General features: G+C 72.1%; 32 protein-coding genes and 1 pseudogene. 22 read left to right on the top strand and 11 right to left on the bottom strand.

From position 1 onward, the window contains the following. Nucleotides 1-213: 213 nt before the first annotated feature. Both ACFC0G_RS33890 and ACFC0G_RS33895 read right to left on the bottom strand, forming a co-directional pair. Entirely contained in the window at nucleotides 214-1239 is a 1026-nt protein-coding gene (locus ACFC0G_RS33890; RefSeq protein WP_376411012.1) for a LacI family DNA-binding transcriptional regulator, read from the bottom strand. A gap of 24 nt (nucleotides 1240-1263) precedes the next feature. Next, nucleotides 1264-2112 carry a response regulator transcription factor gene (locus ACFC0G_RS33895; protein ID WP_376411015.1) on the bottom strand — a complete coding sequence of 283 codons (849 nt, stop codon included), beginning with the start codon at nucleotides 2110-2112 and terminating at the stop codon, nucleotides 1264-1266. 239 nt (nucleotides 2113-2351) lie between these two features. On the opposite strand from ACFC0G_RS33895, the gene ACFC0G_RS33900 reads away from it, so the two are divergent. From ACFC0G_RS33900 to ACFC0G_RS33935, 8 genes are all read left to right on the top strand, one after another. Then, nucleotides 2352-3176, top strand: coding sequence for an alpha/beta hydrolase (locus ACFC0G_RS33900; RefSeq protein ID WP_376411018.1), 825 nt, complete (start codon nucleotides 2352-2354; stop codon nucleotides 3174-3176). 45 nt (nucleotides 3177-3221) lie between these two features. Continuing rightward, nucleotides 3222-3476, top strand: a complete 255-nt coding sequence (locus tag ACFC0G_RS33905; RefSeq protein ID WP_376411021.1) for a MoaD/ThiS family protein — start codon at nucleotides 3222-3224, stop codon at nucleotides 3474-3476. Between the two features lie 10 nt (nucleotides 3477-3486). Then, complete coding sequence (locus ACFC0G_RS33910) at nucleotides 3487-4686, top strand: hypothetical protein (protein WP_376411024.1); 1200 nt, start codon at nucleotides 3487-3489, stop codon at nucleotides 4684-4686. A 114-nt stretch (nucleotides 4687-4800) separates the two neighbouring features. Further along, complete coding sequence (locus tag ACFC0G_RS33915) at nucleotides 4801-5487, top strand: DUF2993 domain-containing protein (RefSeq protein ID WP_376411027.1); 687 nt, start codon at nucleotides 4801-4803, stop codon at nucleotides 5485-5487. Between the two features lie 303 nt (nucleotides 5488-5790). Beyond that, nucleotides 5791-5871 (top strand): putative leader peptide, encoded by an 81-nt coding sequence (locus tag ACFC0G_RS33920; RefSeq protein WP_350497993.1) that lies wholly within the window; start codon nucleotides 5791-5793, stop codon nucleotides 5869-5871. A gap of 161 nt (nucleotides 5872-6032) precedes the next feature. Then, on the top strand, nucleotides 6033-6878 hold the full coding sequence (locus ACFC0G_RS33925; RefSeq protein ID WP_376411030.1) for a sulfurtransferase: 846 nt from the start codon (nucleotides 6033-6035) through the stop codon (nucleotides 6876-6878). A 51-nt stretch (nucleotides 6879-6929) separates the two neighbouring features. Further along, nucleotides 6930-7217 (top strand): DUF1416 domain-containing protein, encoded by a 288-nt coding sequence (locus ACFC0G_RS33930; protein WP_017242395.1) that lies wholly within the window; start codon nucleotides 6930-6932, stop codon nucleotides 7215-7217. A 252-nt stretch (nucleotides 7218-7469) separates the two neighbouring features. Next, entirely contained in the window at nucleotides 7470-7736 is a 267-nt protein-coding gene (locus tag ACFC0G_RS33935; RefSeq protein ID WP_376411033.1) for a DUF3099 domain-containing protein, read from the top strand. 16 nt (nucleotides 7737-7752) lie between these two features. On the opposite strand, the gene ACFC0G_RS33940 is transcribed toward ACFC0G_RS33935, so the two are convergent. Continuing rightward, nucleotides 7753-8115, bottom strand: a complete 363-nt coding sequence (locus ACFC0G_RS33940) for a DsrE family protein (protein WP_024756301.1) — start codon at nucleotides 8113-8115, stop codon at nucleotides 7753-7755. Nucleotides 8116-8218: 103 nt separating this feature from the next. Here ACFC0G_RS33940 and ACFC0G_RS33945 point away from each other — a divergent pair, with 103 nt between their 5' ends. From ACFC0G_RS33945 to ACFC0G_RS33970, 6 genes are all read left to right on the top strand, one after another. After that, entirely contained in the window at nucleotides 8219-9001 is a 783-nt protein-coding gene (locus ACFC0G_RS33945) for a hypothetical protein (RefSeq protein WP_376411037.1), read from the top strand. 17 nt (nucleotides 9002-9018) lie between these two features. After that, entirely contained in the window at nucleotides 9019-9858 is an 840-nt protein-coding gene (locus ACFC0G_RS33950; protein WP_376411040.1) for a hypothetical protein, read from the top strand. Further along, the gene (locus tag ACFC0G_RS33955) at nucleotides 9855-10802 is read left to right on the top strand and encodes a hypothetical protein (RefSeq protein ID WP_376411043.1); all 948 of its coding nucleotides are present in this window, start codon (nucleotides 9855-9857) and stop codon (nucleotides 10800-10802) included. The genes ACFC0G_RS33950 and ACFC0G_RS33955 overlap by 4 nt, the downstream gene beginning before the upstream one ends. A 235-nt stretch (nucleotides 10803-11037) precedes the next feature. Further along, nucleotides 11038-11610, top strand: coding sequence for an FABP family protein (locus ACFC0G_RS33960; RefSeq protein ID WP_376411046.1), 573 nt, complete (start codon nucleotides 11038-11040; stop codon nucleotides 11608-11610). A gap of 42 nt (nucleotides 11611-11652) precedes the next feature. Continuing rightward, nucleotides 11653-12090 (top strand): Fur family transcriptional regulator, encoded by a 438-nt coding sequence (locus tag ACFC0G_RS33965; RefSeq protein WP_376411049.1) that lies wholly within the window; start codon nucleotides 11653-11655, stop codon nucleotides 12088-12090. 10 nt (nucleotides 12091-12100) lie between these two features. After that, complete coding sequence (locus ACFC0G_RS33970; protein WP_376411052.1) at nucleotides 12101-13066, top strand: YgfZ/GcvT domain-containing protein; 966 nt, start codon at nucleotides 12101-12103, stop codon at nucleotides 13064-13066. A gap of 26 nt (nucleotides 13067-13092) precedes the next feature. Here ACFC0G_RS33970 and dtd read toward each other — a convergent pair whose 3' ends face one another. Then, nucleotides 13093-13518: a D-aminoacyl-tRNA deacylase gene (gene dtd, locus ACFC0G_RS33975; protein WP_376411055.1), complete on the bottom strand. Its 426-nt coding sequence runs from the start codon at nucleotides 13516-13518 to the stop codon at nucleotides 13093-13095. Between the two features lie 129 nt (nucleotides 13519-13647). Between dtd and ACFC0G_RS33980 the strand changes: the two genes are divergently transcribed. From ACFC0G_RS33980 to ACFC0G_RS33995, 4 genes are all read left to right on the top strand, one after another. Beyond that, entirely contained in the window at nucleotides 13648-14292 is a 645-nt protein-coding gene (locus ACFC0G_RS33980) for an ABC transporter substrate-binding protein (RefSeq protein WP_376411058.1), read from the top strand. Between the two features lie 99 nt (nucleotides 14293-14391). After that, nucleotides 14392-15636 carry a GNAT family N-acetyltransferase gene (locus ACFC0G_RS33985; RefSeq protein ID WP_376411061.1) on the top strand — a complete coding sequence of 415 codons (1245 nt, stop codon included), beginning with the start codon at nucleotides 14392-14394 and terminating at the stop codon, nucleotides 15634-15636. A gap of 70 nt (nucleotides 15637-15706) precedes the next feature. Continuing rightward, complete coding sequence (locus ACFC0G_RS33990) at nucleotides 15707-16336, top strand: TetR/AcrR family transcriptional regulator (protein ID WP_376411064.1); 630 nt, start codon at nucleotides 15707-15709, stop codon at nucleotides 16334-16336. Nucleotides 16337-16396: 60 nt separating this feature from the next. Beyond that, nucleotides 16397-18430, top strand: a complete 2034-nt coding sequence (locus ACFC0G_RS33995) for a HelD family protein (protein WP_376411067.1) — start codon at nucleotides 16397-16399, stop codon at nucleotides 18428-18430. Nucleotides 18431-18492: 62 nt separating this feature from the next. On the opposite strand, the pseudogene ACFC0G_RS34000 reads toward ACFC0G_RS33995, so the two are convergent. The 3 genes and pseudogenes from ACFC0G_RS34000 to ACFC0G_RS34010 all read right to left on the bottom strand — a co-directional run. After that, a pseudogene (locus tag ACFC0G_RS34000) lies at nucleotides 18493-18603 on the bottom strand (WYL domain-containing protein); the annotation flags it as partial. Nucleotides 18604-18613: 10 nt separating this feature from the next. After that, a complete protein-coding gene (locus ACFC0G_RS34005) occupies nucleotides 18614-20074 on the bottom strand; it encodes an MFS transporter (protein WP_376411070.1) in 1461 nt (486 codons plus the stop codon). A gap of 90 nt (nucleotides 20075-20164) precedes the next feature. Next, nucleotides 20165-20650: a MarR family winged helix-turn-helix transcriptional regulator gene (locus ACFC0G_RS34010; RefSeq protein WP_376411073.1), complete on the bottom strand. Its 486-nt coding sequence runs from the start codon at nucleotides 20648-20650 to the stop codon at nucleotides 20165-20167. Nucleotides 20651-20769: 119 nt separating this feature from the next. On the opposite strand from ACFC0G_RS34010, the gene ACFC0G_RS34015 reads away from it, so the two are divergent. Further along, nucleotides 20770-21252 carry a hypothetical protein gene (locus tag ACFC0G_RS34015; RefSeq protein WP_376411076.1) on the top strand — a complete coding sequence of 161 codons (483 nt, stop codon included), beginning with the start codon at nucleotides 20770-20772 and terminating at the stop codon, nucleotides 21250-21252. Nucleotides 21253-21279: 27 nt separating this feature from the next. Here the strand turns inward: ACFC0G_RS34015 and ACFC0G_RS34020 are convergent, their stop codons facing one another. From ACFC0G_RS34020 to ACFC0G_RS34030, 3 genes are all read right to left on the bottom strand, one after another. After that, complete coding sequence (locus ACFC0G_RS34020) at nucleotides 21280-21867, bottom strand: DinB family protein (RefSeq protein ID WP_376411079.1); 588 nt, start codon at nucleotides 21865-21867, stop codon at nucleotides 21280-21282. A gap of 58 nt (nucleotides 21868-21925) precedes the next feature. Beyond that, the gene (locus ACFC0G_RS34025; RefSeq protein WP_376411082.1) at nucleotides 21926-22342 is read right to left on the bottom strand and encodes a VOC family protein; all 417 of its coding nucleotides are present in this window, start codon (nucleotides 22340-22342) and stop codon (nucleotides 21926-21928) included. Between the two features lie 78 nt (nucleotides 22343-22420). Then, a complete protein-coding gene (locus tag ACFC0G_RS34030) occupies nucleotides 22421-22816 on the bottom strand; it encodes a helix-turn-helix domain-containing protein (protein WP_376411084.1) in 396 nt (131 codons plus the stop codon). Between the two features lie 81 nt (nucleotides 22817-22897). Here ACFC0G_RS34030 and ACFC0G_RS34035 point away from each other — a divergent pair, with 81 nt between their 5' ends. The 3 genes from ACFC0G_RS34035 (at nucleotide 22898) to ACFC0G_RS34045 (ending at nucleotide 24469) form a co-directional block, all read left to right on the top strand. Then, a complete protein-coding gene (locus tag ACFC0G_RS34035) occupies nucleotides 22898-23362 on the top strand; it encodes a helix-turn-helix domain-containing protein (RefSeq protein WP_376411087.1) in 465 nt (154 codons plus the stop codon). A gap of 28 nt (nucleotides 23363-23390) precedes the next feature. Continuing rightward, nucleotides 23391-23978 (top strand): hypothetical protein, encoded by a 588-nt coding sequence (locus tag ACFC0G_RS34040; protein WP_376411090.1) that lies wholly within the window; start codon nucleotides 23391-23393, stop codon nucleotides 23976-23978. 146 nt (nucleotides 23979-24124) lie between these two features. Continuing rightward, nucleotides 24125-24469, top strand: coding sequence for a DUF2516 family protein (locus ACFC0G_RS34045; RefSeq protein WP_376411093.1), 345 nt, complete (start codon nucleotides 24125-24127; stop codon nucleotides 24467-24469). Nucleotides 24470-24562: 93 nt separating this feature from the next. Here the strand turns inward: ACFC0G_RS34045 and ACFC0G_RS34050 are convergent, their stop codons facing one another. After that, nucleotides 24563-25804, bottom strand: coding sequence for a PP2C family protein-serine/threonine phosphatase (locus ACFC0G_RS34050; RefSeq protein WP_376411096.1), 1242 nt, complete (start codon nucleotides 25802-25804; stop codon nucleotides 24563-24565). Nucleotides 25805-26138 lie beyond the last annotated feature (334 nt).

Here is a 26138-nt window from a genome sequence, read left to right on the forward strand (position 1 = left end):
GACTCTCGGATCCGTACATGAGAGCCGTCTGAGGACCGGCTGAGAAGCCCGACAGAACCCTGTATGCCCGAAATAAGGATCCCGAGCCATGAGGATCCCGGGCCATGAGGATCCCGGGCCATGAGGATCCCGAGCCATGAGGATCCCGAGCCCGTGTGGTGACGAGCCCGTGTGATCACACGGGCTCGTACCGGCCTGCGGTCCTGCTCGGCGCTACTCGCCGCAGCCGCAGGAGCGGCGGACGACCAGGGCCGACGGGAAGAGCTTGAGCCGCTCGCGGCGCGAGCCCGCGACCCGCAGGCTGTCGTCCAGGACCAGGTCCACCGCCGCCCGGGCCATCGCCGGGCGGTCCGAGGAGATCGTGGTCAGCGGCGGGTCCGTGAGCGCCGCCTCCTTCACGTCGTCGAAGCCCGCGACCGCCAGCTCCGACGGCACCTCGATGCGCAGCTCGCGCGCCGCCCGCAGGACACCGAAGGCCTGGTCGTCGGTGGAGCAGAAGATGGCCGGCGGCCTGTCCGGGCCGGCGAGCAGCTTCAGGGCCACCTGGTAGGCGTCGTAGCGGTTGTACGGGGCCTCGAAGAGCCGGCCCTCGGTCGGGAGGCCCGCCTCCACCATGGCGCGCCGCCAGCCCTCGACGTGGTCGGCGACCGGGTCGCCGACGGCCGGGGTGTTCGGGATGCCGCCCAGGCAGGCCACGTACGGGTGACCGTGCTCCAGGAGGTGCCGGGTGGCGAGCTGGGCGCCGCCGATGTCGTCCGTCACGACGGCCACGTCGTCGATCGCCTCGGGGCGCTCGTGCAGCAGCACCACGCGCGCGTCCCAGGCCTCGATCTCGCTCGCGGCCTGTTCGCTCATGCCCTGGCTGACGAGGATCAGTCCGGAGACCCGCATGCCGAGGAAGGCCCGCAGGTAGTGGACCTCGCGTTCGGTCCGGTAGTCGGAGTTGCCGACGAGCACCATCTTTCCGCGCTCGGCGGCGGCCTGCTCGACCGCGTGGGCCATCTCCGCGAAGAACGGCTGCCGGGCGTCGGGGACGATCATGCCTATGAGGTCCGTGCGCCGGGACGCCATCGCCTGGGCCACCCGGTCCGGGCGGTAGCCCAGCTCCTTGATGGCGGCGAGGACACGCTCGCGCGTGGCCGGGGCGACCGGCCGGGGTCCGTTGTTGATGACGTAGCTCACGACCGCGGTCGAAGTACCTGCCAGTCGAGCTACGTCATCCCGCGTCACCTTGGCCACGCGCGGCAGTCTACGCGGGGTGACCTACCTACCGGCAGGTCGCACTGTGGCGTCCACCACGTTTCTGTCCTCCGCCGGGGTGACTTCCCGGTCGGCCTCCTTGACACGGGCGGTGCGGGCGGCTTCCTCCGTACGGGGGTCCGTCCGGGTGTCCTTCGCCCTGGCCTCGTTCGCCCGGGCCTCCTCGGCCGCGCGCTCGACCTTCTCCGGGGTGACGAAGCGGTAGCCGACGTTCCGCACGGTGCCGATCAGCGACTCGTGCTCGGGGCCCAGCTTCGCCCGCAGCCGCCGCACGTGGACGTCGACCGTTCGGGTGCCGCCGAAGTAGTCGTACCCCCACACCTCCTGGAGGAGCTGGGCACGCGTGAAGACCCGGCCCGGATGCTGGGCCAGGTACTTGAGGAGCTCGAACTCCTTGAAGGTCAGGTCCAGGACCCGGCCCTTGAGCTTCGCGCTGTACGTCGCCTCGTCGACCGACAGGTCGCCGTTGCGGATCTCCATCGGGGAGTCGTCGGAGACGATCTGCTGGCGGCCCATCGCGAGCCGCAGCCGCGCCTCGACCTCGGCCGGTCCCGCGGTGTCGAGGAGGACGTCGTCGATGCCCCAGTCGGCGGTGACGGCCGCGAGACCGCCCTCCGTGACGACGAGGATCAGCGGACAGCCGGGCCCCGTGGAGCGCAGCAGCTGACAGAGCGAGCGGACCTGCGGGAGGTCGCGCCGGCCGTCGACGAGGATCACGTCCGCGCCGGGGGTGTCCACGAGGGCGGGGCCCTCGGCCGGAGCGACCCGGACGTTGTGCAGCAGCAGGCCGAGTGCGGGCAGCACCTCGGTCGACGGCTGGAGGGCGTTGGTCAGGAGCAGCAGAGAGCTCATACCGCGCCACCTGCCATCGGTCGGTCGTGCTTCGTTCGCTCGCTCATCACGCGGTTCCTCCTCGGTCCCTGCGAGGACGTGCACTGCTTCGTACAGATCACTGGTCGGTGATCTGTACGATCACCGGCCGCTCTCGCGCCCTGAGAGCTTTTGTTCACCTATCCGTAACAACGGTCGGAAAACGCAAAAGGACCCGGGGGCTGCGTCGCCCGGATCCTCTGCCCAGCAGAATAGCCCACATGAGTTCAGAGGGAGAGAGGCGATTTCATATGGTGGATGTCTCGTCGCTCACTTCCGTCCATCCGCGTGATCCACGGCGTGTGATGTTGCGTACGGATGACGGTGTCCGTATCGAGGCGGTTTACGAACCCTCCGGTGCAAGTGTCACCGAAACGGCGGTCGTCGTCGCCCACGGCTTCACCGGATCGGCCGACCGGCCCGCCGTCCGCCGCGCCGCCCGCGCCTTCGCGGAGCGCGGCGCGGCCGTCGTGACCTTCTCCTTCCGCGGGCACGGCGGCTCCGGCGGCCGCTCCACGGTCGGCGACCGGGAGGTCCTCGACCTGTCCGCCGCCGTCCGCTGGGCCCGCGAGCTCGGCCACGCGCGCGTGGCGACGGTCGGCTTCTCCATGGGCGGGTCCGTCGTCCTGCGCCACGCGGCCCTGGAGCGGGGCACGGACGGACGCGTGGACGCGGTGGCCGCCGTCTCCGCCCCCGCACGCTGGTACTACCGGGGTACGGCCCCGATGCGCCGCCTCCACTGGGTCGTCACCCGCCCCGCGGGCCGGCTGGTCGGCCGGTACGGGCTCCGCACCCGGATCGACGGGCGGACCTGGGACCCCGTACCCCTCTCGCCCGTCGAGGCGGTCCCGCTGATCGCGCCGGTCCCGCTGCTGATCGTGCACGGCGACCGGGACGCGTACTTCCCGCTCGACCACCCGCGCACGCTGGCCGCCGCCGGCGGCGGCGCGGCGGAGCTCTGGCTGGAGCGGGGGATGGGCCACGCCGAGAACGCGGCGGACGAGGAGCTGCTCGCCCGGCTGGGGGACTGGCTCACGCGCCGATAGCCCATCATGGGGGGCGGCGCGCACACGAACGAAGGGAGCGCCGCTATGGCAGCGGGAACCATCCGCTACTGGGCCGCGGCCAAGGCCGCCGCCGGTGTCGCCGAGGAGCCGTACACCGCCGAGACCCTGGCGGAGGCCCTGGACGCGGCCCGCGAGAAGCACCCGGGCGAGCTCGTCCGGGTCCTGATGCGGTGCTCGTTCCTGATCGACGGCGACCCCGTCGGCACCCGGAGCCATGAGACCGTACGGCTTGCCGAGGGCGGCACGGTCGAGGTGCTCCCCCCGTTCGCAGGAGGGTGAACCCCACAGCATGAGCAACGACCAGCAGTACGACCCGTACGCGAACGGGCACGGGCAGCAGGGCCATGGGCACCAGGGCCACGGGCAGCAGGGCCACGACGTCACGCAGACGTGGGAGGGCCAGACCTGGGACACGCAGTTCCAGCCCGCGGTCCAGCAGCCGCAGCAGCCGCAGCCCGTGACGTACGAGGCGCCGTACCAGGATCCGTACGCGCAGCCCGCCTACGAGCCCGCTTACGAGCCCGCCTACGACAACACGGCGTACCTGGCGCCGCAGGGCGCCGTGGCGTACGAGCAGCAGCCGTACGCGGCGGCCCAGGCGGCTGCTCCCGTGGCACCCGCGCCTCCCGTGGCGTACGACACGCCCGTACCGGCGGCGTACGCGCCGGAGCCCGTGGCCGAGGCGGCGCCCGCCGCCGGCTACTCGTCGCCGACCACCTCCGGGAACACCCGGATCACCGACGCCCAGCGCGCGCGTGCCGAAGGCCGCTCGCCCGTGATCGAGCCCGGGCTCCAGCCGGCGGCCCTGACCGCCGTCCTCGGCCTGCTGCTCGCCGGCGGCGCCGCGATCGGCCCGTACGGGCTCCTCGTCCCGCTCGTCCTGCTCCAGGGCCTCACCGCCGCCGGCTGGTTCCGGCTCAACGGCATGTGGCCCGCCCGGCAGGGCATCGCCCTCGCCTTCGCCGGCGGTCTCGTCGCCGACGCCGCCCTGCTCGCCACCGGCCGGGAGCACGCGGCCGCCGCGATCCTGGGCACGCTCGGCGTCTGGGTCCTGCTCTGCCTCGTCCTCCAGCTCCGCAGCCACGCCGACCCGGACGAGCGCATGTACGGCCTGATGGCCGGCATCGCCTCGGCCGCGCTGACGGTCGTCGCCGCCGGGCACCTCGGCGCCGCGCCCGACGCGGTCGTCGTCGGCGGGATCGCGGTCGCCGCGACCGTCGTCGCCCGGGCGCTCCCGCTGCCCGGCCCGGTCTCCCTGATCGTCGCGCTCCTCGCGGGCGCGGGCGCCGGGATCGCCGCCGGCGGGCTGAACGACCTGGGCTCCTCCGGGGCGCTGGTCGGTCTCGCGGCCGGGGTCTGCGCGCTGGTCGGCCTGCGGGTGGCCAGCTACGACTACCCGTCGCGCTTCGTCCACATGACCGCGGGGATCGCGCTGCCGCTGACGGCCGCCGCGCCCGCCGTCTACCTGCTGGGCCGCGCCCTGGCCTGATCCGGGCCGGCAGCGGCACGGGAACCAACCGGCCCCTCGACACGTCGATCTTCGTGTCGGGGGGCCGAACGCTTAGTCGAACGCTTATCTGTCTATCGGGGGGACGCACAGCCCATGCGAGCACTGCGGATTCTGTTGATCGTGGCCGTCGTGCTGGGCGGGGTGCTCGTCGGGATCGACCGGCTCGCCGTGGCGTACGCCGAGTCGGAGGCGGCGAGCCGGGTGAATCTCTCGGGGGCGCGCAGCAAGTCGATCGAGATCGACATCAAGGGCTTCCCCTTCCTCACCCAGGTCGCGGACAAGCGGTTCGACGAGGTCGACGTGGTGGCGAAGGACGTCGAGGCGACGGCCGGCAGCCGGAAGATCAACATCGCCGAACTGACGGCCTCGCTCCGGGACGTGACGGTCACCGGCGACTGGTCGGGCGCGCGGGCGGGCTCGGCGTCCGGCACCGCCCTCATCTCGTACGCGGACCTCACGGCCGCCGCCGACCGCGAGGCCACCGTCGCCTACGGCGGCGACGGGAAGGTGAAGGTCACCGGGGGGATCGAGGTCATGGGCCGCAAGCTGACCCGTTCGGTCCTGTCGACCGTGACCGTCGTGAACGGCGACACCATCAAGGTCCGCGCGGACGAGGTGCCGGGCGAGGGCATTCCCGGCGTCGAGGGCCTGGTCCGCGAGCGGACCGACTTCCAGCGGCCGATCGGGCTGATCGCCGGGATGAAGGTGGAGAAGGTCGAGGCCAGGCCGGACGGCCTCGCCGTCGCGGTGTCGGGCAAGGACATCGCCCTGGCGGGCTGAGCCCCCTGGGAGGGGCCTCAGTGGGGCTCCGGGAGCGCCTTGAGCGGCCCCCGGGAGCGCCTTGAGCGGCCCCCGGGAGGGCCCTGAGCGGCCCCCGGGAGGCCTTGAGCGGGCCCTTCGCCACCCCTCTGATCACATGGTGAGACACCACCGTCCGATCCGCAGAAAGCGAACCGGACACCTCTGTGCGGAGGCGTCCGGAGTCGACCCCTGCGGTGATCGCGTCTCGCATCTCGGACGATCGCGTCTCAAAATACGACACACCGGTGACACGGCCGCCTGTCCGTCCCTACGATCGAGGGCATGAAGCGACAGGCGGATCTCACGAAGCGGCGGGCAGTAGACCTGTGCCGCGTCGCCGCCATGCTCTGTCGCTCAGTCTGAGCGGGACCACCGACTCCCGTATTCCTTCAGGCCCTTCGACCGCGGTCGGGGCCGACCTGTGCAGCCGTACGCACGTCGTACGCCACGCGACGACGCGTACCGCATCACAAACCCGCACCAACCGCACCACACCGCCGCACACTGCCCCGGAGGAGAACAGCATGGCTCGCAGCGACGTCCTGGTCGACGCGGACTGGGTCGAGGCCAACCTCGACAACCCGCAGGTCGTCATCGTCGAGGTCGACGAGGACACCTCGGCCTACGAGAAGAACCACATCCGCAACGCCGTCCGGATCGACTGGACCCAGGACCTTCAGGACCCGGTCCGCCGCGACTTCATCGACCAGGAGGGCTTCGAGAAGCTCCTCTCGGCCAAGGGCATCGCGAACGACACCACGGTCGTCCTCTACGGCGGCAACAACAACTGGTTCGCCTCCTACGCCTACTGGTACTTCAAGCTCTACGGCCACCAGGACGTGAAGCTCCTCGACGGCGGCCGCAAGAAGTGGGAGCTCGACTCCCGCGACCTGGTCGACGGCTCCGCCGTGCCGGCCCGCCCGGCCACCGCGTACAAGGCCCAGGCCCAGGACTCCTCGATCCGCGCCTTCCGCGACGACGTCGTGGCCGCGATCGGCGCCCAGAACCTGGTCGACGTCCGGTCGCCCGACGAGTTCTCCGGCAAGCTGCTCGCCCCGGCGCACCTCCCGCAGGAGCAGTCGCAGCGCCCCGGCCACGTGCCGAGCGCCCGCAACATCCCGTGGTCGAAGAACGCCAACGACGACGGCACCTTCAAGTCGGACGCCGAGCTCAAGGCCCTCTACGAGGACGAGCAGGTCGATCTGGCGAAGGACACCATCGCGTACTGCCGCATCGGTGAGCGCTCCGCGCTCACGTGGTTCGTCCTGCACGAGCTGCTCGAGGTCACGAACGTCAAGAACTACGACGGCTCGTGGACCGAGTACGGCTCCCTCGTCGGCGTGCCGATCGAGCTCGGCGCCAACAAGTAAGCCTCCGGACCTCCCCTTCTCCGGACCCCTCGACCGTAAGGACAGAACACCATGTGTGGAGCGCAGCCCGGCGGCCCCGACGCCTCGACGATCAAGCCCGGTGAGACCACCATCCAGGGCTTCGTGACCAAGGACGGCGAGCCCGTCACCGGTTACGTCCGCCTCCTGGACTCGACCGGCGAGTTCACGGCCGAGGTCCCGACCTCCGCCACCGGACAGTTCCGTTTCTACGCGGCCGAGGGCACCTGGACCGTCCGCGCCCTGGTCCCGGGCGGCACCGCCGACCGCCAGGTCGTGGCGCAGAAGGGTGGCCTCGCAGAGGTCGCCATCGCGGTCTGATTCTCTGACGCGCCCCTCGCACCGCTCGGCGCCGGGGGCGCCTCACAGGCTTCGAGCCGCTGCGTCGGCCTCCGGCCGCCGGAGTCCGGCTCAGCGCGAAGCCTCGTATACCGGCCGGAGGGCCGTGCCTCCTGGGGGGTTGGACGCCATTTCCAGGACTTGAGGCACGGCCCTCCGGTCATCTTTCCGTCCGCACCCCTCGTGCCGCTCGGCGCCGGTGACGGCCGGCCCGCTCGGACGTACGCTGAAGAGGTGTACGCACGCCGTCGCCACGTCTATTTCTGGATGATGGGCGCCTGCCTGGTGCTTTTCGTGGGCGCCTGGGCCGTCGTGCGGCTGTTTTCGATGCCGGTGGCGATCGGGATGTGCGTCGTCGCCATGGTCATCCCCCCGTTCGCCGCGATGGTCGCGAACCGCCGGGGCCCGGAGGACCGCTGGTGGGACGACCCTTCGGGGGACCCGAAGTCGGACGAGTGGTGGGACGAACTCGACGGCAAGAAGCGCCACCGCGAGCGCTGAGTACTCGCCTGCGGAATCAGTAGACGAGGGCCTGGGTCTCGTCCGCCATGGCCTCCTGGACGAAGACCTGCGCGCCCGCGATGCGGATGCCGTCCAGGACGTCCTTCTCCGTGATCTCGCGGCGGGTCGCGCACTGCGTGCAGAGCGTCACGCGGCCGGCCGCCAGGACCGAGTCGATCAGGTCCGGCAGGGGCGCGGCGTGCGGCAGTTCGAACTCGGCGGCGCGGCCCGGGAGGGCGAACCACGAGGACTCGCCGGTCAGCCAGAGCGAGACCTCGACTCCGCTGGCGACGGCGACGGCGGCCACCGTGAAGGCCTGGGAGCAGCGTTCGGGGGCGTCGGCCCCTGCGGTCACCTTGATCACGAGCTTCTTCGCCATATGCCGAACTGTAATGCGCGGCACGGCAACCCCCTGCGGCTCTCGCGTGTCAGTTGGGTGCGCGGGTTACGGAATCCGCCATTCAGGTCTCGTGGGGGGACTGTTGAACAACGAAGAAATCATCCCTGATCAGGGAATAGTGCCGCCGTCCGAGGTCGTACGACCGCGCCGCCGTGCCCTCCGTACGGTCGGGCTCGTCGCCGTCGCCGCCGTCCTCGGCCTCGTCGGCGGCACGGCGGTCGGATACGGCGTCCAGGCTCAGCGCGAACCGGCGCCGCTCCCGCCGCTGAACCAGCCGGCCCTCGCCTATCCCAAGCCTCTCCCGAAGGGGCAGGCGCCGGATCCGCTCCCTGCTTCGGAGGACCGTCAGGCCAAGGCGCAGGGCGACCTGCGGAAGCTGTTGGTCCCGAAGCCCGCGGGCGCGAAGAAGGACGAGTTCGGAGACCGCGACGGCTGGATGTCGGTCCGCGAGTACGCCTCCGACTTCGAGCGGGCCGGGGAGGCGCTGAGCTACCAGCTGGAGCTGGGCATCCGGCGCGTCGCGGTCACGTCCTGGAAGACGGGCGAGAAGCGGCTGAGCCAGGTCCGCCTGATCCAGTACCGCCCCGGCGACGAACTCGGCGCGCAGGATCACGTCGAGGACCAGCAGGGCTACATGACCGAAGACGAGTACGCGGAGGACGAGGGCGAGGCCCTCAAGGGCTCCGGCGACGGGCGCTACTACGTCTTCCCCGTGCGGCGGGAGGCCGGCTACCTCGACTTCTACGAGGCCAGGGCCTACTTCCACCGCGGCGACATCGCGGTCGAGATCTTCATCTTCGACACGAAGAAGATCGCGGAGAAGGACATCCGTTCGCTGGCCGAGCGACAGCTGGGGCGCCTGTGACTGAGGACCGGAACGACGTGAACGCACCCATCGAAACCATCGCGCCCGCTCCACTCGGTGAAGCCGCCGCCGAGGCCCCGCGGCAGCCGAAGCGCGGCGTGCGCCGCACCCTGCTCGGGGTCGTCCTGCCCGCCGTACTGGTCCTCGGCGCGGCGGGCGGCGGCGTGACGTACACCGCCGTCACCGTCTCCTCCGCCGACCGCACCGCGCCGACGGAGGTGTGGGGTCCGGCGGATTCGACCGCGAGCGACACGGACCCGGCCGCCGAGTCCGCCGCGCGCGGCAAGGCGGACACGCCGCTGAGCAAGCTGCTGCTGCCCGTGCCTCCCGGGTACGAGCTCGGCCCCGACCACGAGCTGTTCGGGAACGACGGCGAGCTGGGCGAGGCGGAGGCCGTCGCGCAGATGAAGCAGGAGGGCGAAGGCCTCTCCGGCAAGAAGCGGCGCGCGTACGAGAAGGACGTCGACCGGCTCGGCATCCAGGGCATCGCGGTCCGCTCCTTCGCGGACCTGAGCGACGCCGCCGTCGTCTCCGTCCAGATCACGCGGATGAAGGACAAGAGGCGGATCAAGGACAGCTTCCGGCTCCGCAAGGAGGTCCTGGAGTTCCTGGAGTTCCCGAAGGGGCCCAAGGTGAAGGACCACCGGAACGCCGCCTGCTACCTCATGCCCGAGGACAAGACGCTGAAGAAGAAGGAACGGGAGGAGCAGCTCGACGGCATGGTCTGCGTCGCCTACGACTCCGAGGTCATGGTCTCGGTCACGGCGGCGGGAGCCAAGCCGTTCGACCGGGAGGCCGTGGCGGACCTGCTCAAGCAGCAGCTCGACCACATCGAGTCCCCGGGGGAGTACGTATGACCGAGCAGACCCAGACCCAGACCCAGACCCAGACCGAGCCGCAGACCGAGCCCCAGACCGAGCCGCAGGCCGAGGCCCAAGCGCAGGTCGAGGCCCAGGCCCAGGTCGAGCCCCGGATCCCCGCGCCGTCCGTGCCTCAGACCGAAGCCGTACCGGCACCCGAAGGCGCACCCGCCCCCGCGCCGAAGAAGTCCCGGCGGCCGCTGCTCGCGGCCATCGCCCGCTGGACCGTCGCGGTGCTCGTGTGCGGCGGCGTCGGTGCCGGTACGGCCCTGGGGCTGACGTCCATGGAGCGCGACGAGGTGCCCGGTCTCGCGACCGAGTCCGACGGCCGCTGGACCTACCCCAGGATCGCTCTGCCGGCGCTGCCCGAGGGGGTCCCGCGTCCGTACTCCGACGGGAACGGCGGCGAGGTCCACCACGCCGACCTCCGCAAGCTCGTGCTGCCCGCCCCGGAGGGCGCCACGGTCGACCCCCGCCTGAACGGGGGCTGGATCGGCCTCGACACCTACCTCGCGCACTTCCACGCCGACGACCGGGTCGCGGTGAAGGAGGCCCTGGCCGACTCCGCCCTGCGGCACATCGCCGCCCGCGGCTGGACGACGCCGGACGGCACGACGACCCGGGTGTACCTGATGCGGTTCACGTCGGTCGCCTTCGCGGAGGCGTTCAAGGACGACGTCCTGGACACGGGCGTACGCGGCAGCAGGCTCCCGGCCGGCGTCGACGGCGAGACGGCGGACACCCTGCTGAAGGACGTCCGGGTGCCCTCCCTCTCCCTGTACGCCTTCGACGAGCGGAAGCCGTACGGACCCGAGCAGACCCGGTGGGCGTACATCCAGGCCGGCGACACCCTCGGGCTGGTCACCCAGACCCGTAAGGGCGAGGCGCTCGCCGTGCCCTTCCAGCAGACCGTCGCCCTCCAGGCGCAGCTGCTCGGCTGATCGCCACCGTGTGTCGCTAGACCCACCTCACAGAGTGGGCCGGGCCCCCGCCCACTAAGCTGGGGTCCGGCCCGTTCCGCCTTCACCGCTCAGCCGAGGAGCACTCTGTGATCATTTTCTTCGAAGTTCTGCTGGTCCTCGTCGCTGTCGGCGTGCTCGCCTTCACCGGACTGGCTGTGAAGAAGCTGTACCAGGGCCAGCGCTAACCCACCTCTAGAGAACGCCAGAGCTGCTCATGATCGAGATCCCGTCCGACCTCAATCCGGACCTCGTCCCCCTCGCGTTCCTGCTCGGTACGTGGGAGGGCGCGGGTGTCTCCGACTTCCCCGGCGCCGAGAAGTGCAACTTCGGCCAGTCCGTGACGTTCAGCCACGACGGCCGGGACTTCGTCGAGTACCACTCGCACTCCTGGGTCCTCGACAAGGACGGCAACAAGGTCCGTCCGCTGGAGAGCGAGAGCGGCTACTGGCGCATCGACAAGGACCGCAAGGTCGAGGTCGTCATGGTCCGCGACGAGGGCATCGTCGAGATCTGGTACGGCGAGCTCGCCGACCAGAAGCCGCAGATCGACCTCGCGACGGACGCCGTCGCCCGCACGGCCGCCTCGGGCCCGTACAGCGGCGGCAAGCGTCTCTACGGCTACGTCAAGAGCGACCTCATGTGGGTCGGCGAGAAGGCGACCCCCGAGGTCCCGCTCCGCCCCTACATGTCGGCGCACCTGAAGAAGGTCGTGACGCCCGAGGAGGTCGCGGAGATGGCCCGCAACCTCGGCGACCTGCCGGACGACGGCATCGCCTTCTTCCGCTAGACACCTGGGGGTGGCGCGCCGCGCCCTCCTACACTGGAGGGCGTGGTGACCACCGACTGGAAGAGTGACCTGCGGCAGCGCGGCTATCGGCTGACGCCGCAGCGGCAGCTTGTCCTGGAGGCCGTCGACGCGCTGGAGCACGCGACGCCCGACGAGATCCTGGTCGAGGTCCGCAGGACCGCGTCCGGCGTGAACATCTCCACCGTGTACCGGACCCTGGAGCTCCTGGAGGAGCTCGGGCTCGTGAGTCACGCGCATCTGGGGCACGGGGCACCGACGTACCACCTCGCCGACCGGCACCACCATCTGCATCTGGTGTGCCGGGACTGCGCGGAGGTCATCGAGGCGGACGTCGAGGTGGCCGCCGAGTTCACCGGGAAGCTCCGCGAGACCTTCGGCTTCGAGACGGACATGAAGCACTTCGCCATCTTCGGGCGGTGTGCGGAGTGCACCAGGAAGGCCGCGGACGCCGAGTCGTAGGCTTTCCCTTATGAAGAGCCCTCTGCTGTCCCTGCCCGGCGCCGTCGCCGCCGAAGGCCGCGACGAAGGCGTCGCCGCCCACTACGGCGACCTGTTCCGCGAGCAGCGCTCCCTCGCCGACGGCTCCGGTTTCGTCGACCTCTCCCACCGCGGTGTCGTCGCCGTCACCGGTGACGACCGGCTGAGCTGGCTGCACCTGCTCGTCACCCAGCACATGACCGACCTGCCGCCCGGGCAGGCGACCGAGGCGCTCGTCCTCTCCGCGAACGGGCACATCGAGCACGCCCTCTACCTCGTCGACGACGGCGAGACGCTCTGGGCGCACGTCGAGCCGGGGACGCGGGCGGAGCTCGTCGCGTACCTGGAGTCGATGAAGTTCTTCTACCGGGTGGAGGTCGCCGACCGCACGGACGACATCGCCATGGTCCACCTCCCCGCCGGCTCCATCGCCGCGGTCCCCGAGGGGGCCGTCGTGCGGGAGACCTCGTACGGTCGCGATCTGTTCCTGCCCCGCGCCGAGCTGGAGGCCTTCGCCGCCTCGCACGGTCCGGCCGCCGGGATCCTCGCGTACGAGGCGCTGCGCGTCGAGGCGCACCGGCCGCGGCTCGGCTTCGAGACCGACCACCGGACCATTCCGCACGAGGTCGGCCTCATCGGCAGCGCCGTCCACCTGCAGAAGGGCTGCTACCGGGGGCAGGAGACCGTCGCCCGCGTGCAGAACCTGGGGAAGCCGCCGCGCCGTCTGGTCTTCCTGCACCTGGACGGCAGCGAGGTGCTGCTGCCCGGGCACGGTGCGCCGATCCGGCTGGCCGCCGACGGCGAGGAGGGCCGGCAGCTCGGCTTCGTGACGAGCGCCGTCCGCCACTACGAGCTGGGGCCGATCGCCCTCGCCCTGGTGAAGCGGAACGTCCCGGTGGACGCGCCGCTGCTCGTCGGGAACACGGCGGCCGCGCAGGAGACGGTCGTCGAGCCGTAGAGCCGTAGAGCTGTAGCCGCTGGGACTTACACGTCCAGGAGGACCGTGAACGGGCCGTGGTTCGTGAGCGAGACGCGCATGTCCGCTCCGAAGCGGCCCGTTTCCACGCGCGCGCCCAGGTTCCGCAGCTGCGCGACGACCTCGTCGACGAGGGGCTCGGCGACCGGGCCGGGCGCGGCGGCGTTCCAGGTGGGGCGGCGGCCCTTGCGGGCGTCTCCGTAGAGGGTGAACTGAGAGATCACCAGGAGCGGCGCGTTCACGTCGGAACAGGACTTCTCGCCGTCGAGCACCCGGACGGACCAGAGCTTTCTGGCCAATTGGGCCGCCTTCTCCGGGGTGTCGTCGTGGGTGACCCCGACCAGGACGCACAGCCCCTCGCCGACGATCTCTCCGACGGTCTCCCCTGCGACGACGACGCTCGCGCCGTCCACTCTCTGCACCACAGCTCGCATGCCTCCCAACGTACCGGCCGGGAATCGCGGGGGGCCGAACGGGTGCAGAGCGCCTGCACGTGCACGGGTGGGAGTGGCACGATGCCTGTCAGGCGGTGCGGCTCCGCACCGGTCGAGGGGACGATTCTCATGAGTGCACCTGGCACCGGGCCGACGCCGTCCGGCCCCGTACCGCTGTTCCGCGCCGGAAGCGCGGGGGGAGGTGTGGGACGAAGCGTGAGCGGAGGCCTGGGCGGAAGCCCGATCGGCCGTCCGCCCGTGCAGCGGACCACCGAGCCAGCCCTGGCGGACCGGACGCAGCCGGACCTCGGCGCGCTGCGGCTGCCCGAGCTGCGCGCGCTGCGCCGGGAGGCGCAGAGCGACGAGGCCGACCTGAGCTACGTACGCCGCATGCTCCAGGGCCGGATCGACATCCTGCGGGCCGAGCTGGCGCGGCGGACCGACCCGGAGGCCCCGGTCCTCGACCGGCTCTCCGAGATCCTCGCCGACGCGCCCTCGCGGCACCGGACCTCGGCGCGGCACGTGACGCTGTCGACTCCGCGCGGCGAGGAGTACCGGCGACTGGCGTCCGAGATGCTGTCGGAGGTCGAGCTGTCGGACCTGACGGCCCGTACGGACGAGGAGCTGCACACGGCGATGGGGCGGCTCGCGGGGTACGAGCAGCAGATCTCGCGCCGGCGGCAGCACCTCCAGCGGACCGCCGACGACTGCAGCGGGGAGATCGCCCGCCGCTACCGGGAGGGCGAGGCACAGGTCGACGACCTGCTGGCCTGACGCGAGGGCGGGTACCCGGGGGGGGTGGCAGCCGGGCCGGCGAAACCCGGGTGCGAAACCCGGGTGCAGGTCCGGCTCGGCGCTGCGTAGGGTCGGGGGATGAGTGTCGACGTGCGCGCCGTGACGGAGTCCGACTTCCCCGGCTGGCTCCGTGCCCTGCTGACGGGGTTCCTCCGACCGCCCCACACCCCCGACGGGCTGGTCGCCGACCGGCTGGCGAACGCGGACCTCGCACGCACGCTGGCCGGCTTCGACCGGGACCGGGTCGTCGCCACCCTCCGGTCGTTCCGGCAGGAGGTCAGCACGGTCGGCGGGGGCAGTCTCACCGCCGACGCCATCACCCAGGTCACCGTCTCCCCGACGCACCGGCGTCAGGGGCTGCTGTCCCGCATGATGGGCGCCGACCTCGCCGCCGCGAAGGAGCGGGGCGACGCGATCGCCACGCTGATCGCCGCCGAGTACCCGATCTACGGCCGGTACGGCTTCGGCCCGGCGAGCTGGGCCACCGAGTGGAGCGTGGACATACCGCGGGCCGGGCTCGACCCGCGGCGCACCGGCCGTCCGGAGGACGGCGGACGGATCGAGCTGACCGACGGCGAGGAGATCCGCAAGATCGGTCCCGAGCTGCACCGCCGGCTCGCCGGGGTCCGCGCCGGGGTCACCGACCGCACCACGCGCGGCTGGGAGGTCGGCACCGGTCTCGGGTACCAGGTCGACCCGTGGAAGGAGCCCTTCTACGCCGTCCACCGCTCCGCTTCCGGTGAGGTGGAGGGGTTCGTCGCCTACTCCGCCGACGACAAGTGGGACGACACCAAGCAGCCGGTGACCACGGCGTCCGTGCGGGACCTGATCGCCGTCACCCCGGCCGCCGAGCAGGCTCTCTGGCGGTACGTCTGCTCGATCGACTGGATCACCCGGATCCGCTCCGGCTTCCGGGCGCCCGACGACCTGCTGCCGCTGCTCCTGCCGGACCCGCGCGCGGCGAAGACGCTGGCGCACGTCGACATGCTGTGGGTCCGGGTCCTCGACGTCGTCCGGGTCCTGGAGGGCCGGACGTATCCGGTGGAGGGGAGCCTCGTCCTCGACCTGCGGGACGCGGACGATCTGGCGGGCGGGCGCTACCGCCTCGACGCCTCCCCGGCGGGCGCGGCCTGTGTCCGTACCACCGAATCCGCCGATCTCGCCCTCGACATCGCGGAGTTGGGGACGCTGGCGTTCGGTGGCGAGTCGGCGGTACGGCTCACCCGCCTCGGTCGCGTCGAGGAGCTCACGCCGGGTGCGAGCGCCCGCGCCGACCTGCTGTTCCGTACGCCGCTGCGGCCGTTCTCGCCCGACATCTTCTGAACCTTGATCCGCATCCGGATCTTCTGAATACGGACCTTCCGAATCCGGATCTTCTGAGAGGGACCCACTCATGACCTCGGACGCAGCGGAGCCGTCCGGGCTGCGCGAACGGAAGAAGGAGCGCACCCGGCAGGCCCTGTCGGACGCCGCCGTCGCGCTCTTCCTGGAGAAGGGCTTCGACGCGGTCTCGGTCGCGGAGGTGGCCGCCGCCGCCGAGGTGTCGAAGCCGACCCTCTTCCGTTACTTCCCGGCCAAGGAGGACCTCGTCCTCCACCGGTTCGCGGACCACGAGGACGAGGCCGCCCGGGTGGTGGCGGCGGGGCGCCGCGCAGGCGCCGCGCCGCTCGACGCGCTGTACGCGCACCTGCTCGACGGGCTCGACCGGGAGGACCCGGTGACGGGTCTCTGCGATCACCCGGCCGTGCTCGCCTACCACCGGCTCCTGTACGGCACGCCCTCTCTGGTCGCCCGGCTCCACGCGTACCGGGCGCGGTCGGAGGCGGCCCTCGCGGAGGCGCTCGGCGGCGATCCGCTGGACGCGCGGGTCGCGGCCGGGCAGATCGTGGCCGTGCTGCGGGTCCTCGCCGAGGAGAACACGGCCCGGATCGCGGGCGGTGAGACGGCCGGGGAGGTGGCGGCGGACGCGGTGGCGGCGGCGGGGCGGGCGTTCCGGGCGCTGCGGGACGGTCTTCCGTACTGAGTCTTTTCGTGGACGAGTAAAAAACGTTACCCGGTAACGTTTTCCGTTAGTCTTGTCGGAATGACGTCACTGGACCCTGAGCTCGCCCGCGAACGCGCCCACCACGACGCCTGTCGTGCCGCCCTGACCCGGATGGCCGAGGACGTCGCCGAACAGGTCGTGACCGGCGAGGACGTCGCCGCGTCCGGCGCCGATGCCGAGGCCCTCGGCTTCCACCTCCGCAGTCGCTCCAAGGAGATGGGGGAACAGCCGCCGGGCCCGCTGTTCTTCGGCCGCCTCGACCGCGAGGACGGCCAGACCCATCACATCGGCCGCCGCCGGATCGCCGAGGACCCCGCCGCCCCGCCGCTCGTCGTCGACTGGCGCGCACCCGTCTCCCGCGCCTACTACCAGGCCGGCGCCCACGACCGGCAGGGCGTCCTGCGGCGCCGCCGCTTCGGCTGGGCCCCGCACAGCCGGGGCGCGACCGAGGACCTCACCGCCCTGGAGGACGAGCGTCTCGCGGACGGCGGGGCGCAGACCGTGAGCGCGCTCGTCGCCGGGGAGATCGAGCGGCCCCGGGTCGGCCCCATGCGGGACATCGCCGCCACCATCCAGCCCGACCAGGACGACCTCGTACGCTCCGACCCGGCCGCCTCGCTGTGCGTGCAGGGCGCGCCCGGCACCGGCAAGACCGCCGTGGGCCTGCACCGGGCCGCGTACCTCCTCTACAGCCATCCGCAGCGGATCCGCCGCTCCGGCCTCCTCGTCCTAGGCCCGCACCGCGCGTTCCTGTCGTACATCGCCGAGGTGCTGCCCTCGCTCGGCGAGACCGGCGTCCGCCAGGCCACCCTCGACGAGGAGCTCGCCCTGTACCCCGTCCGGGCCGAGGACGGGGAGGCGGCGGCCCTGGTCAAGCACGACGCCCGGATGGCGGGAGTGCTGCACCGCGCGCTGTACGGGAGGGTCGTCCCGGTCCCGCCGGGCGACCTCGCCGTCCCCGACGGCTCCTACCACTGGCGGGTGCCGGCCGCCGAGCTGGCCGCGATCGTCGAGGCGGTACGGGAGGAGGCGCCGCCCTACGCCACCGGGCGCGAGCGGGTCCGCGCCCGCGTCGTCCGGGCCCTCCAGCTCCGGGCCGAACGCCGGGCGGGGGCGGTGGGCGCGGCCTGGGCGCGGCGCGTGGAGCGGGCACGGGCGGTGACCGCGTTCCTCGACGCGTGCTGGCCGAGGACGACGCCGGAGGAGGTGCTCGCGGAGGTGCTGACGGATCCGGCGGGGGTCGCTTCGGTGGAGGGCGGGCTGACGGAAGATGAGGTGGCGGCGATTCGTTGGGTGCGGCCGCCCCGCTCGTACCGCTCGGCGCGGTGGACCGCCGCCGATCTCGTCCTCCTCGACGAGCTGGCGGGGCTGATCGAGCGTCCCGCGAGCTACGGTCACGTCGTCGTCGACGAGGCCCAGGACCTCTCGCCCATGCAGTGCCGGGCGATCGCCCGCCGTACCGCCTTCGGCTCGCTCACCGTCCTCGGGGACCTCGCCCAGGGCACCACCCCGTGGGCCGCCCGCGACTGGCGCGAGCAACTGGCCCATCTGGGCAGGGCCGAGGCGCCGGTGGTGCCGTTGACCCTCGGCTACCGCGTGCCGGCGGCGATCGTGGACCTCGCGAACCGGCTCCTGCCGCACCTGGGCACGGACGTGCCGGCGGGCCGGTCGGTCCGCACGGACGGCGAGGTGACGGTCCACCGGGCCATGGGGACCACGGGGACGACGGGGGCCATGGGGGTTGATCGGGCCGCTGACCTGCCGGTCGTGATCCGTGAGGCCGTGCGCGCCGGGCTCGCGGCGGAAGGCTCGGTGGGGGTGATCACCGCCGACGCCCTCGTCGGCCGGGTGGAGGAGGCGGTGCGCGGCTGCGGGGCGGGGGAGCGGGTGACCGTGCTGCCCGCGACGGCCGTCAAGGGCCTGGAGTTCGACCATGTCGTCGTGGTCGAACCGGCCGCGATCGTGGCGGCCGAGGCCCGCGGGGCGAACCGGCTGTACGTGGTGCTCACCCGTGCCGTGTCGCGGCTGGCACTGGTGCACGCGGAGGACCTTCCGGAGTGCCTGGCGCCGTAGCCGTAGCCGGTGCCCGCCTGGGAACGGAGCGGGACCCCGGCGCTCGCGAGCGCTTCGGGGTCCCGGCGGGCGGTCCGTTCGGACACGTCCGGTTCTGCGGCGAGTTCGGCGGCGGCGACGCGCGGCCTGGTCCGGAGGAAGAGCAGGGCGGCGACGAGGCGGTCGGCTCTCATGGCGCCGATGTCACCGTGCGGTGAGCACGGGCTCGGGCTTCTTCGGGGCTTCCGGCTGCTTCCGTGCGGGGCGCAGGACGGTGAAGGCGACGGCCAGGGCGGCGAGGACGAGCGCGGTGCCGACGGCGAAGGCCAGGTGGTAACCGCCGGTCAGGGCCTCGGTGGTGGGCCGGCCGGCCGCCGTGAGGGACTCGGTGCGGGAGGCGGCGAGGGTGGAGAGGACCGCGACGCCGAGGGCCATGCCGATCTGCTGGGTGGTGTTGAAGAGGCCGGAGGCCAGACCGGCGTCCTTCTCCTCGGCGCCCGACATGGCGAGCGAGGTGAGGGCGGGGAGCGCGAGGCCGAAGCCGGCGGCGAGCAGCATCACGGGCAGCAGGTCGGTGACGTAGTTCGCCTGGGCGGGGTCGCCGGGGAGGCGGGTCAGCAGGCCGAGGACGCCGACGAGCAGGAGGAGGCCGGTGAGCAGGATGGTCCGCTCGCCGAACCGGGCGATGAGGCGGGCCGAGACACCGAGGGAGACGGCGCCGATGACGGCGGCGGCGGGCAGCATCGCGAGGCCGGTCTCGGCGGCTCCGTAACCGAGGACCTTCTGCAGGTAGAGGGCGACGAGGATCTGGAAGGAGAAGAGCGCGGCGACCATCAGCATCTGGACCAGGTTGGCGCCGGAGACGCTGCGCGAGCGGAGGATCCGCAGGGGCATGAGCGGGTTGGCGGCCTTCGCCTGGCGGACGAGGAAGCCGGCCAGGAGGACGACGGCGAGGGCGCCGAAGCCGAGGGTGTGCGCCGAACCGGCGCCGTACTCCTCGATGGTGACGACGGCGTAGATCCCGGTCATCAGGCCGGAGGTGACGAGCAGCGCGCCGAGGACGTCCGCGCCGGCCTTCAGGCCGAGGCCCCGGTCGGCGGGGAGGGCCGGGAGGGCGAGGAGGAGGGCGGCGATGCCGATGGGGAGGTTGATGAAGAAGATCCAGTTCCAGGCGAGGGCGTCGGTGAGGACTCCGCCCAGGACCTGGCCGAGGGAGGCGCCGGCGGCGCCGGTGAAGCTGAACACGGCGATGGCCTTGGCGCGTTCGCGGGGTTCGGAGAAGAGGGTGACGAGGATGCCGAGGCTCACGGCGGCGGACATCGCGCTGCCGACGCCCTGGAGGAAGCGGGCGGCGATCAGGACCTCGGGGGAGGAGGCGGCGCCGGCGAGGAGGGAGGCGGCGGTGAAGAGGCCCGTACCGAGGAGGAACATCCGCTTGCGACCGATGAGGTCGCCGAGGCGGCCGGCGAGGAGGAGGAGCGAGCCGAACGCGATGAGGTAGGCGTTGACGACCCAGCTGAGGCCGACGGGGGTGAAGCCGAGGTCGCTCTGGATGGCGGGCATCGCGACGGTGACGATGCTGCCGTCGAGGACGGTCATCAGCATGCTCGTGGCGAGGACGCCGAGCGCGAGCTGGGGCGAGGGGGTGCGGGCGGGCGTGGGCATGGGGGTCACTCCTGTTCGGTGGAGGCAACAGGAGAGACATTAGCAGAAGGTTTTGTTGCAGACTATTTTTTACGGAACGACCTTTGGTTCTTATCCGCGCTGCCGTGCCCGACGGGCGGCCCTCGGGCCCTCGACGGGCGTCTCCAGGTGGCCGGTGACCAGGCGGTTCAGGGCGCGCAGCAGGATGGTGCGCTCGTCCTCGGGGAGGGAGGCGAGGGCCTTCTCGTGGACCCCGTCGACGATCTTCTGGCTCTCCTGGGCGACCTTCGCCCCCTCCTCGGTGACGGCGATGATCCGCGCGCGCCGGTCGGTGCTCGACGGCTGCCGCACGGCGAGGCTGGCCTTCTCCAGGGCGTCGACGGTCACCACCATCGTGGTCTTGTCCATGTCCCCGATCTCCGCGAGCTGCGCCTGTGTGCGCTCCTCCTCCAGGGCGTGGACGAGGACGCAGTGCATGCGAGGGGTGAGCCCGATCTCGCCGAGCTCGGCGCTCATGCGGGTGCGCAGGACGTGACTGGTGTGGTCGAGGAGGTAGGAGAGGTCGGGCTCGGTGCGGGTGGGCGCCATGGCTGTCATGCCTGCCAGGGTAACGAAAGTCGATCCGTCGCGGATTGTCTGGAAGTGGACGGGTTCTTGGCGGGGGGAGTGGTGCGGGGGCGATGCGGGGGTGGTGAGGCCCCGGGCACGATGGGGGCATGGCAGACATGAAGCCACCCCTGCTCTTCCTGGACGTGGACGGGCCGCTGATCCCGTTCGGCGCGCGGGACGGGGTGTACCCGACGTATCCGCCCGTCCCGCCCCCGTCCGTGAGCCCGCTCCTCGCACGGCTCGACCCGGCGCACGGGGCGCGGCTCGCGGCGCTCCCGTACGAGCTGGTGTGGGCGACGACCTGGGAGGAGGACGCCAACACCTGGGTCGCCCCGCGTCTCGGGCTGCCCGAGCTGCCCCTCGTACCGTGGCTCGACGGCCCCGAGCCGCCGGGTGTCCACTGGAAGCTGCCGGCGCTGGTGGCGTGGGCGGCGGGGCGGGCGTTCGCCTGGGTGGACGACGAGATCGGGGCCGGCGATCGGGCGTGGGCCGCCGCCCGGTGTCCCGGGCGGGCGCTTCTTCACCGGGTGGATCCCCGGCGCGGGCTCGGCGGCGCCGACTACGCGGCGCTCGCCGCCTGGGCGGGGTGAGGGGCGTTCGCCCTCACCCCGGGGGGCTCACACGCCGGTGGTGCCGTCGATGCGTTCGCGGAGGAGGTCGGCGTGGCCGTTGTGGCGGGCGTACTCCTCGATCATGTGGATGAGGACCCAGCGCAGGGAGACGGTTCCGCGCCAGGCGTCGTGGGCCGAGACGTCGAGGTCGGGGGCCTCCGCCGTGAACCGTTCGGCGAAGTCCACCGCCGCGCGCCAGGCGTCCCAGGCCGCCGCGACGGCCGCCGCGTCGGGGGTCGCGCCGTCGAAGTCCCCGTCCGGGTCGGCGGGGGAGGAGAAGAGCGGGGCCGCGTCGGCCTGGCCGGCGAGGAGCTCGCGGAACCAGTGCCGCTCGACGTCGGCGAGGTGCCGGACGAGGCCGAGGAGGGAGAGCGTGGACGGTTCGACGGCGCGGCGGGCCAGGTCGTCCGTGATGCCCGCGCACTTCAGCACCAGGGTCGCGCGCTGGTCCGCCAGGAACCCGACGAGCATCTGCCGCTCGTCCCCCGTCGCCGGCCGCGTGAAGCGGCGCGGCCCCGGGTGCGCCGCCTCTTCGAGGACGTCCGCGCGTCGCCTGGGGCCCGCCGCTTCCGGAGTGCGTATCTCAACTGTCATGTCGACCTTCCCCGTTGATCTCCCGGCATGCTGCCATGCGGGAGTCGGGAAGGGGTAGTCAGTTGGTGCGGGGCTGGGAGAAGCGGAGCATGTTGCCCGCCGGGTCACGGAAGGCGCAGTCGCGGACGCCGTACGGCTGGTCGACCGGCTCCTGCAGCACCTCGCCGCCCGCCGCCCGGACGTGCTCGAAGGTGGCGTCGACGTCGTCGGTGGAGAAGATCACGCCGCGCAGCATGCCCTTGGCCAGCAGTTCCGCCATGGCCTGGCGGTCGGCGGCGGAGGCGTTGGGGTCGGCGAGCGGCGGTTCGAGGACGATCTCCACGTCCGGCTGCGCGGGCGAACCGACGGTCACCCAGCGCATCCCCTCGAAGCCGACGTCGTTGCGGACCTCCAGGCCGAGGGCGTCGCGGTAGAAGGTGAGCGCCTTGTCGTGGTCGTCGACGGCGATGAAGCACTGAGAGAGTTTGACGTTCATGGCTCCGACGCTACGACGGGGCCCTGGAATCCGCTTCTCCGATCGTGACCGCTTCGGTCGGCCCGGTGCCCCTCTCCGTCAGCCGTTCCTGGACGGGCGCGTGAGGACCTTCGCCACGCACGCGGGGATCACGGCACCCGCCTCGTGCCGCCGGGCCCGGTACGCGCTCGGCGACTCGCCCACCAGCTCCGTGAAGCGCGAGCTGAACGACCCGAGCGAGGTACAGCCGACCGCGAAGCAGACCTCGGTCACGCTCAGGTCGCCCCGCCGCAGCAGCGCCTTCGCCCGCTCGACGCGCCGGGTCATCAGATAGCTGTACGGCGTCTCGCCGTAGGCGGCGCGGAAGCTGCGGGAGAAGTGCCCGGCCGACATCAGCGCGACCTTGGCCAGCGCCGGTACGTCGAGCGGCTGCGCGTAGTCGCGGTCCATCACGTCCCGCGCGCGCCGCAGCCGCACCAGGTCCTCCAGATTCACGCTTCCCAGCATCGCACGGCCCTCCGACACTCCTGCAAGCACCTGCTTGCAATAGTTAGCAAAGGCTGGCATGGTCGGGGCATGGCATCGCTCAACGTCGGCAATCTCGGTGAGTACCTCCGCGAGCAGCGGCGGACCGCGCAGTTGTCCCTGCGCCAGCTCGCCGACGCGGCCGGCGTGTCGAATCCGTATCTGAGCCAGATCGAGCGGGGGCTGCGGAAGCCCAGCGCGGAGGTGCTCCAGCAGGTCGCCAAGGCGCTGCGGATCTCCGCCGAGACGCTCTACGTGCGGGCCGGGATCCTCGACGAGAAGGAGCGGGAGGAGCTGGAGACGCGCGCTGTCGTCCTGGCCGATCCCTCGATCAACGAGCGGCAGAAGCAGGTGCTGCTCCAGATCTACGACTCGTTCCGCAAGGAGAACGCCGCCGAGAACGCCGCCAAGGCCGCCGCCGAGGCTGCCGAGGCCGCCGAGGCCGCTGACGAGGCCGCTGCGGCAACCGAAGCCGCCGCGCCCGCCGCATCCGATGCCGAATCGCCTTCGAGCTAGTACACGTCACACCGGGAGGACCACCAGCATGCCCATCATCGACGAACTGCGTACCCCTCTCTTCTTCGCCGCCGGCACCGCCGACCTCGTCGCGCAGCAGGCCAAGAAGGTCCCCGGCCTGATCGAGCAGCTCGCCGCCGAGGCGCCCGCCCGGATCGAGGCCGTGCGGAAGACCGACCCGAAGGCCGTCCAGGAGAAGGTGACCGCGCAGGCCAAGGAGGCCCAGGTCACCGTGCAGTCGAAGTTCGCCGAGGTCGTCGGCGTGCTCGACACGGACCTGAAGAAGCTCGGTGAGACCGCCCAGGACTTCGCCCTGCGCGGTGTCGGCGTCGCCGCCGAGTACGCCGTGAAGGCGCGCGAGAAGTACGAGGAGGTCGCCGCCCACGGCGAGGAGGCCGTCAAGGCCTGGCGTGGCGAGGCCGCCGACGAGATCGTCGAGATCGCCGTCGTGGTCGAGCCGGAGTCGGCGTCGGACGTGGCGCCGGAGGCTTCGGAGGAGCCGGTCGCCGCATCCGGGCCCGTCGCCGAAGCCCCGGCCGAGAAGGCGTTCGCCAAGAAGCCCACTGCCCGAAAGGCGCCCGCCAAGAAGGCGACCGTTGCCGCCGAGCAGGAGTAGAAGCGCGGGAGCAGAGGAAGTAGGAGTAGAAGAGCCGGAGCTGGAGCAGGCGCCGGGTCGGGCACCAATACGGGTACTCGGTGCGTTGTAACGGGTACCTTGACCGCGAGGCGCTTTCTCCACATCACCACTAGGCGGTGCTCAGCATGTTGCGCGCGGGATTCGACTCCCTTCTTTCCCTGGTGCTCTTCCTGGTCTTCACCGGCTTCGCCGTCGCCGCGCTCGTCTTCGCCGCCATGGCGCGCGAGGACGCCTACCGCGCCGCCGAGAAGCAGACGAAGAAGTTCTGGCTGATCATCCTGGGCATCAACCTCGCCCTGAACCTGCTGCTGCCGATGCTGTTCCTGCAGATCGCCGGGCTGATCGCCGCCATCGTCTTCATGGTGGACGTGCGCCCCGCGCTCGCGCAGGTCTCCGGCGGAGGCCGGGGCCGCCGTGGCGGTGGCTCCAGCAGCGACGGACCGTACGGCCCCTACAACGGCGGCCGCTAGCGGGACGAGTACGGCAGCGGGAACAAGAGCAGCGAGAACAAGAGCAGCGAGAACAAGAACGAGTACGGCAACGACACGGCCAGGGCCTGGGGGCTAACCCCGGGCCCTGTCCCGTTCCAGCGCCAGGACGGCGACGTCGTCCGTCAGCTCGCCGCCGTTCAGCGCCCGCACCTCCGTCACCGCCGCCTCCAGGAGCTCCTCGCCCCGCAGGCCCTCGGCCAGCTGCCGGTTGATCATCTGGACCATCCCGTCCTGGCCGAGCCGCGGCGAGCCGGGGCCGGCCGAGCGGCCCTCGATCAGGCCGTCCGTGTACATGAGCAGGCTCCACGCCCCGCCCAGTTCCACCTGGCGGCGCGGCCAGCGGGCGCGCGGCAGCAGCCCCAGGGCCGGGCCGCCGTCCTCGTACGGAAGGAGCCGGGCCGCCCGCCCCTGCCGGGCGATCAGCGGTGACGGGTGGCCGGCGAGGCAGAGGCCCGCCCGGCGTCCGTCGGGCGCGATGTCGACGGTGCAGAGGGTCGCGAAGATCTCGTCGCTCTCCCGCTCGTGCTCCAGGACCTGCTGCATCGTCGAGAGCAGCTCGTCCCCGCACAGCCCCGCGAAGGTCAGCGCCCGCCAGGCGATCCGCAGCTCGACCCCGAGGGCCGCCTCGTCGGGGCCGTGCCCGCAGACGTCGCCGATCATGGCGTGGACCGTGCCGTCGGGCGTGCGCACGACGTCGTAGAAGTCGCCGCCGAGCAGCGCGCGGGAGCGGCCTGGCCGGTAGTGGGCCGCGAACCGCAGGTCGGAGCCCTCCAGGAGGGGGGTCGGGAGCAGCCCGCGCTCCAGGCGGGCGTTCTCCTGGGCCCGCAGCCGGGACTCGGCCAGCTTCACCTGGACGGCGTCGGCGCGCTTGCGTTCGACCGCGTACCGGATGGCGCGGCTGAGCAGCCGCCCGTCGAGCTCCTCGCGGAAGAGGTGGTCCTGGGCCCCGACCCGTACCGCCTCGGCCGCGAGCTCCGCGTCCGCCGAGGCCGCGAGCGCGAGGACGGCGTGGCGCGGGGCGAGGCGCAGGATGTGGCGGAGCGGGGCGAGGGGGTCGTCCCCGGCGGCCGCGCGGGGGCCGGGCAGGGAGAGGTCGACGAGGACGCAGTGGACGTCGTCGGTGAGGAGCCGCTCGGCCTCGGTGAGGTTGCGGGCGGTCCGGATGCGTACGCGGGTGCCGGCGGCGTCCGCCGCGTCGAGCAGTTCGGGCACGGCGAGGGCACCCGCCGGGTCGTCCTCGACGACCAGGAGGGTGAGATCGGTGCGATCGCGGTCGGTTCCTGTGCCTGTGCCAGTCATAACGGTGGCGTCCATAGCGGTGGCGTCGCCGGTTCCCGCGGCAGCAGAGTCGTTTCTCTGGCGGGGTACGGATACGGGCATCGGTCCGGAGCTTCCTTCCCTCCCCCCGAGGGTGCGCAGGGCGCCGGGTGGCGCCCCGCCCGTCCCGGACCCTAGCGGTAGGTCGGTGCGCAGCGGAATGGTGATCAGTCCGCGAGTGGTCGCGGGGGGCTTGGCATATGCCGCGGAAGGGGAGGTAGTTGTCGCGGGAAGGGCCGCGGGCGGTCGGGGGAGAGGCCCGGAGGCAATGAGAAAGGTCACGCCGGGCGGGGGATCTCCGTCAGGTCGGGCGGATGATTCCGGTCACAGG

The organism is Streptomyces sp. NPDC056169 (assembly GCF_042268445.1).
Classification (GTDB): Bacteria; Actinomycetota; Actinomycetes; order Streptomycetales; family Streptomycetaceae; genus Streptomyces.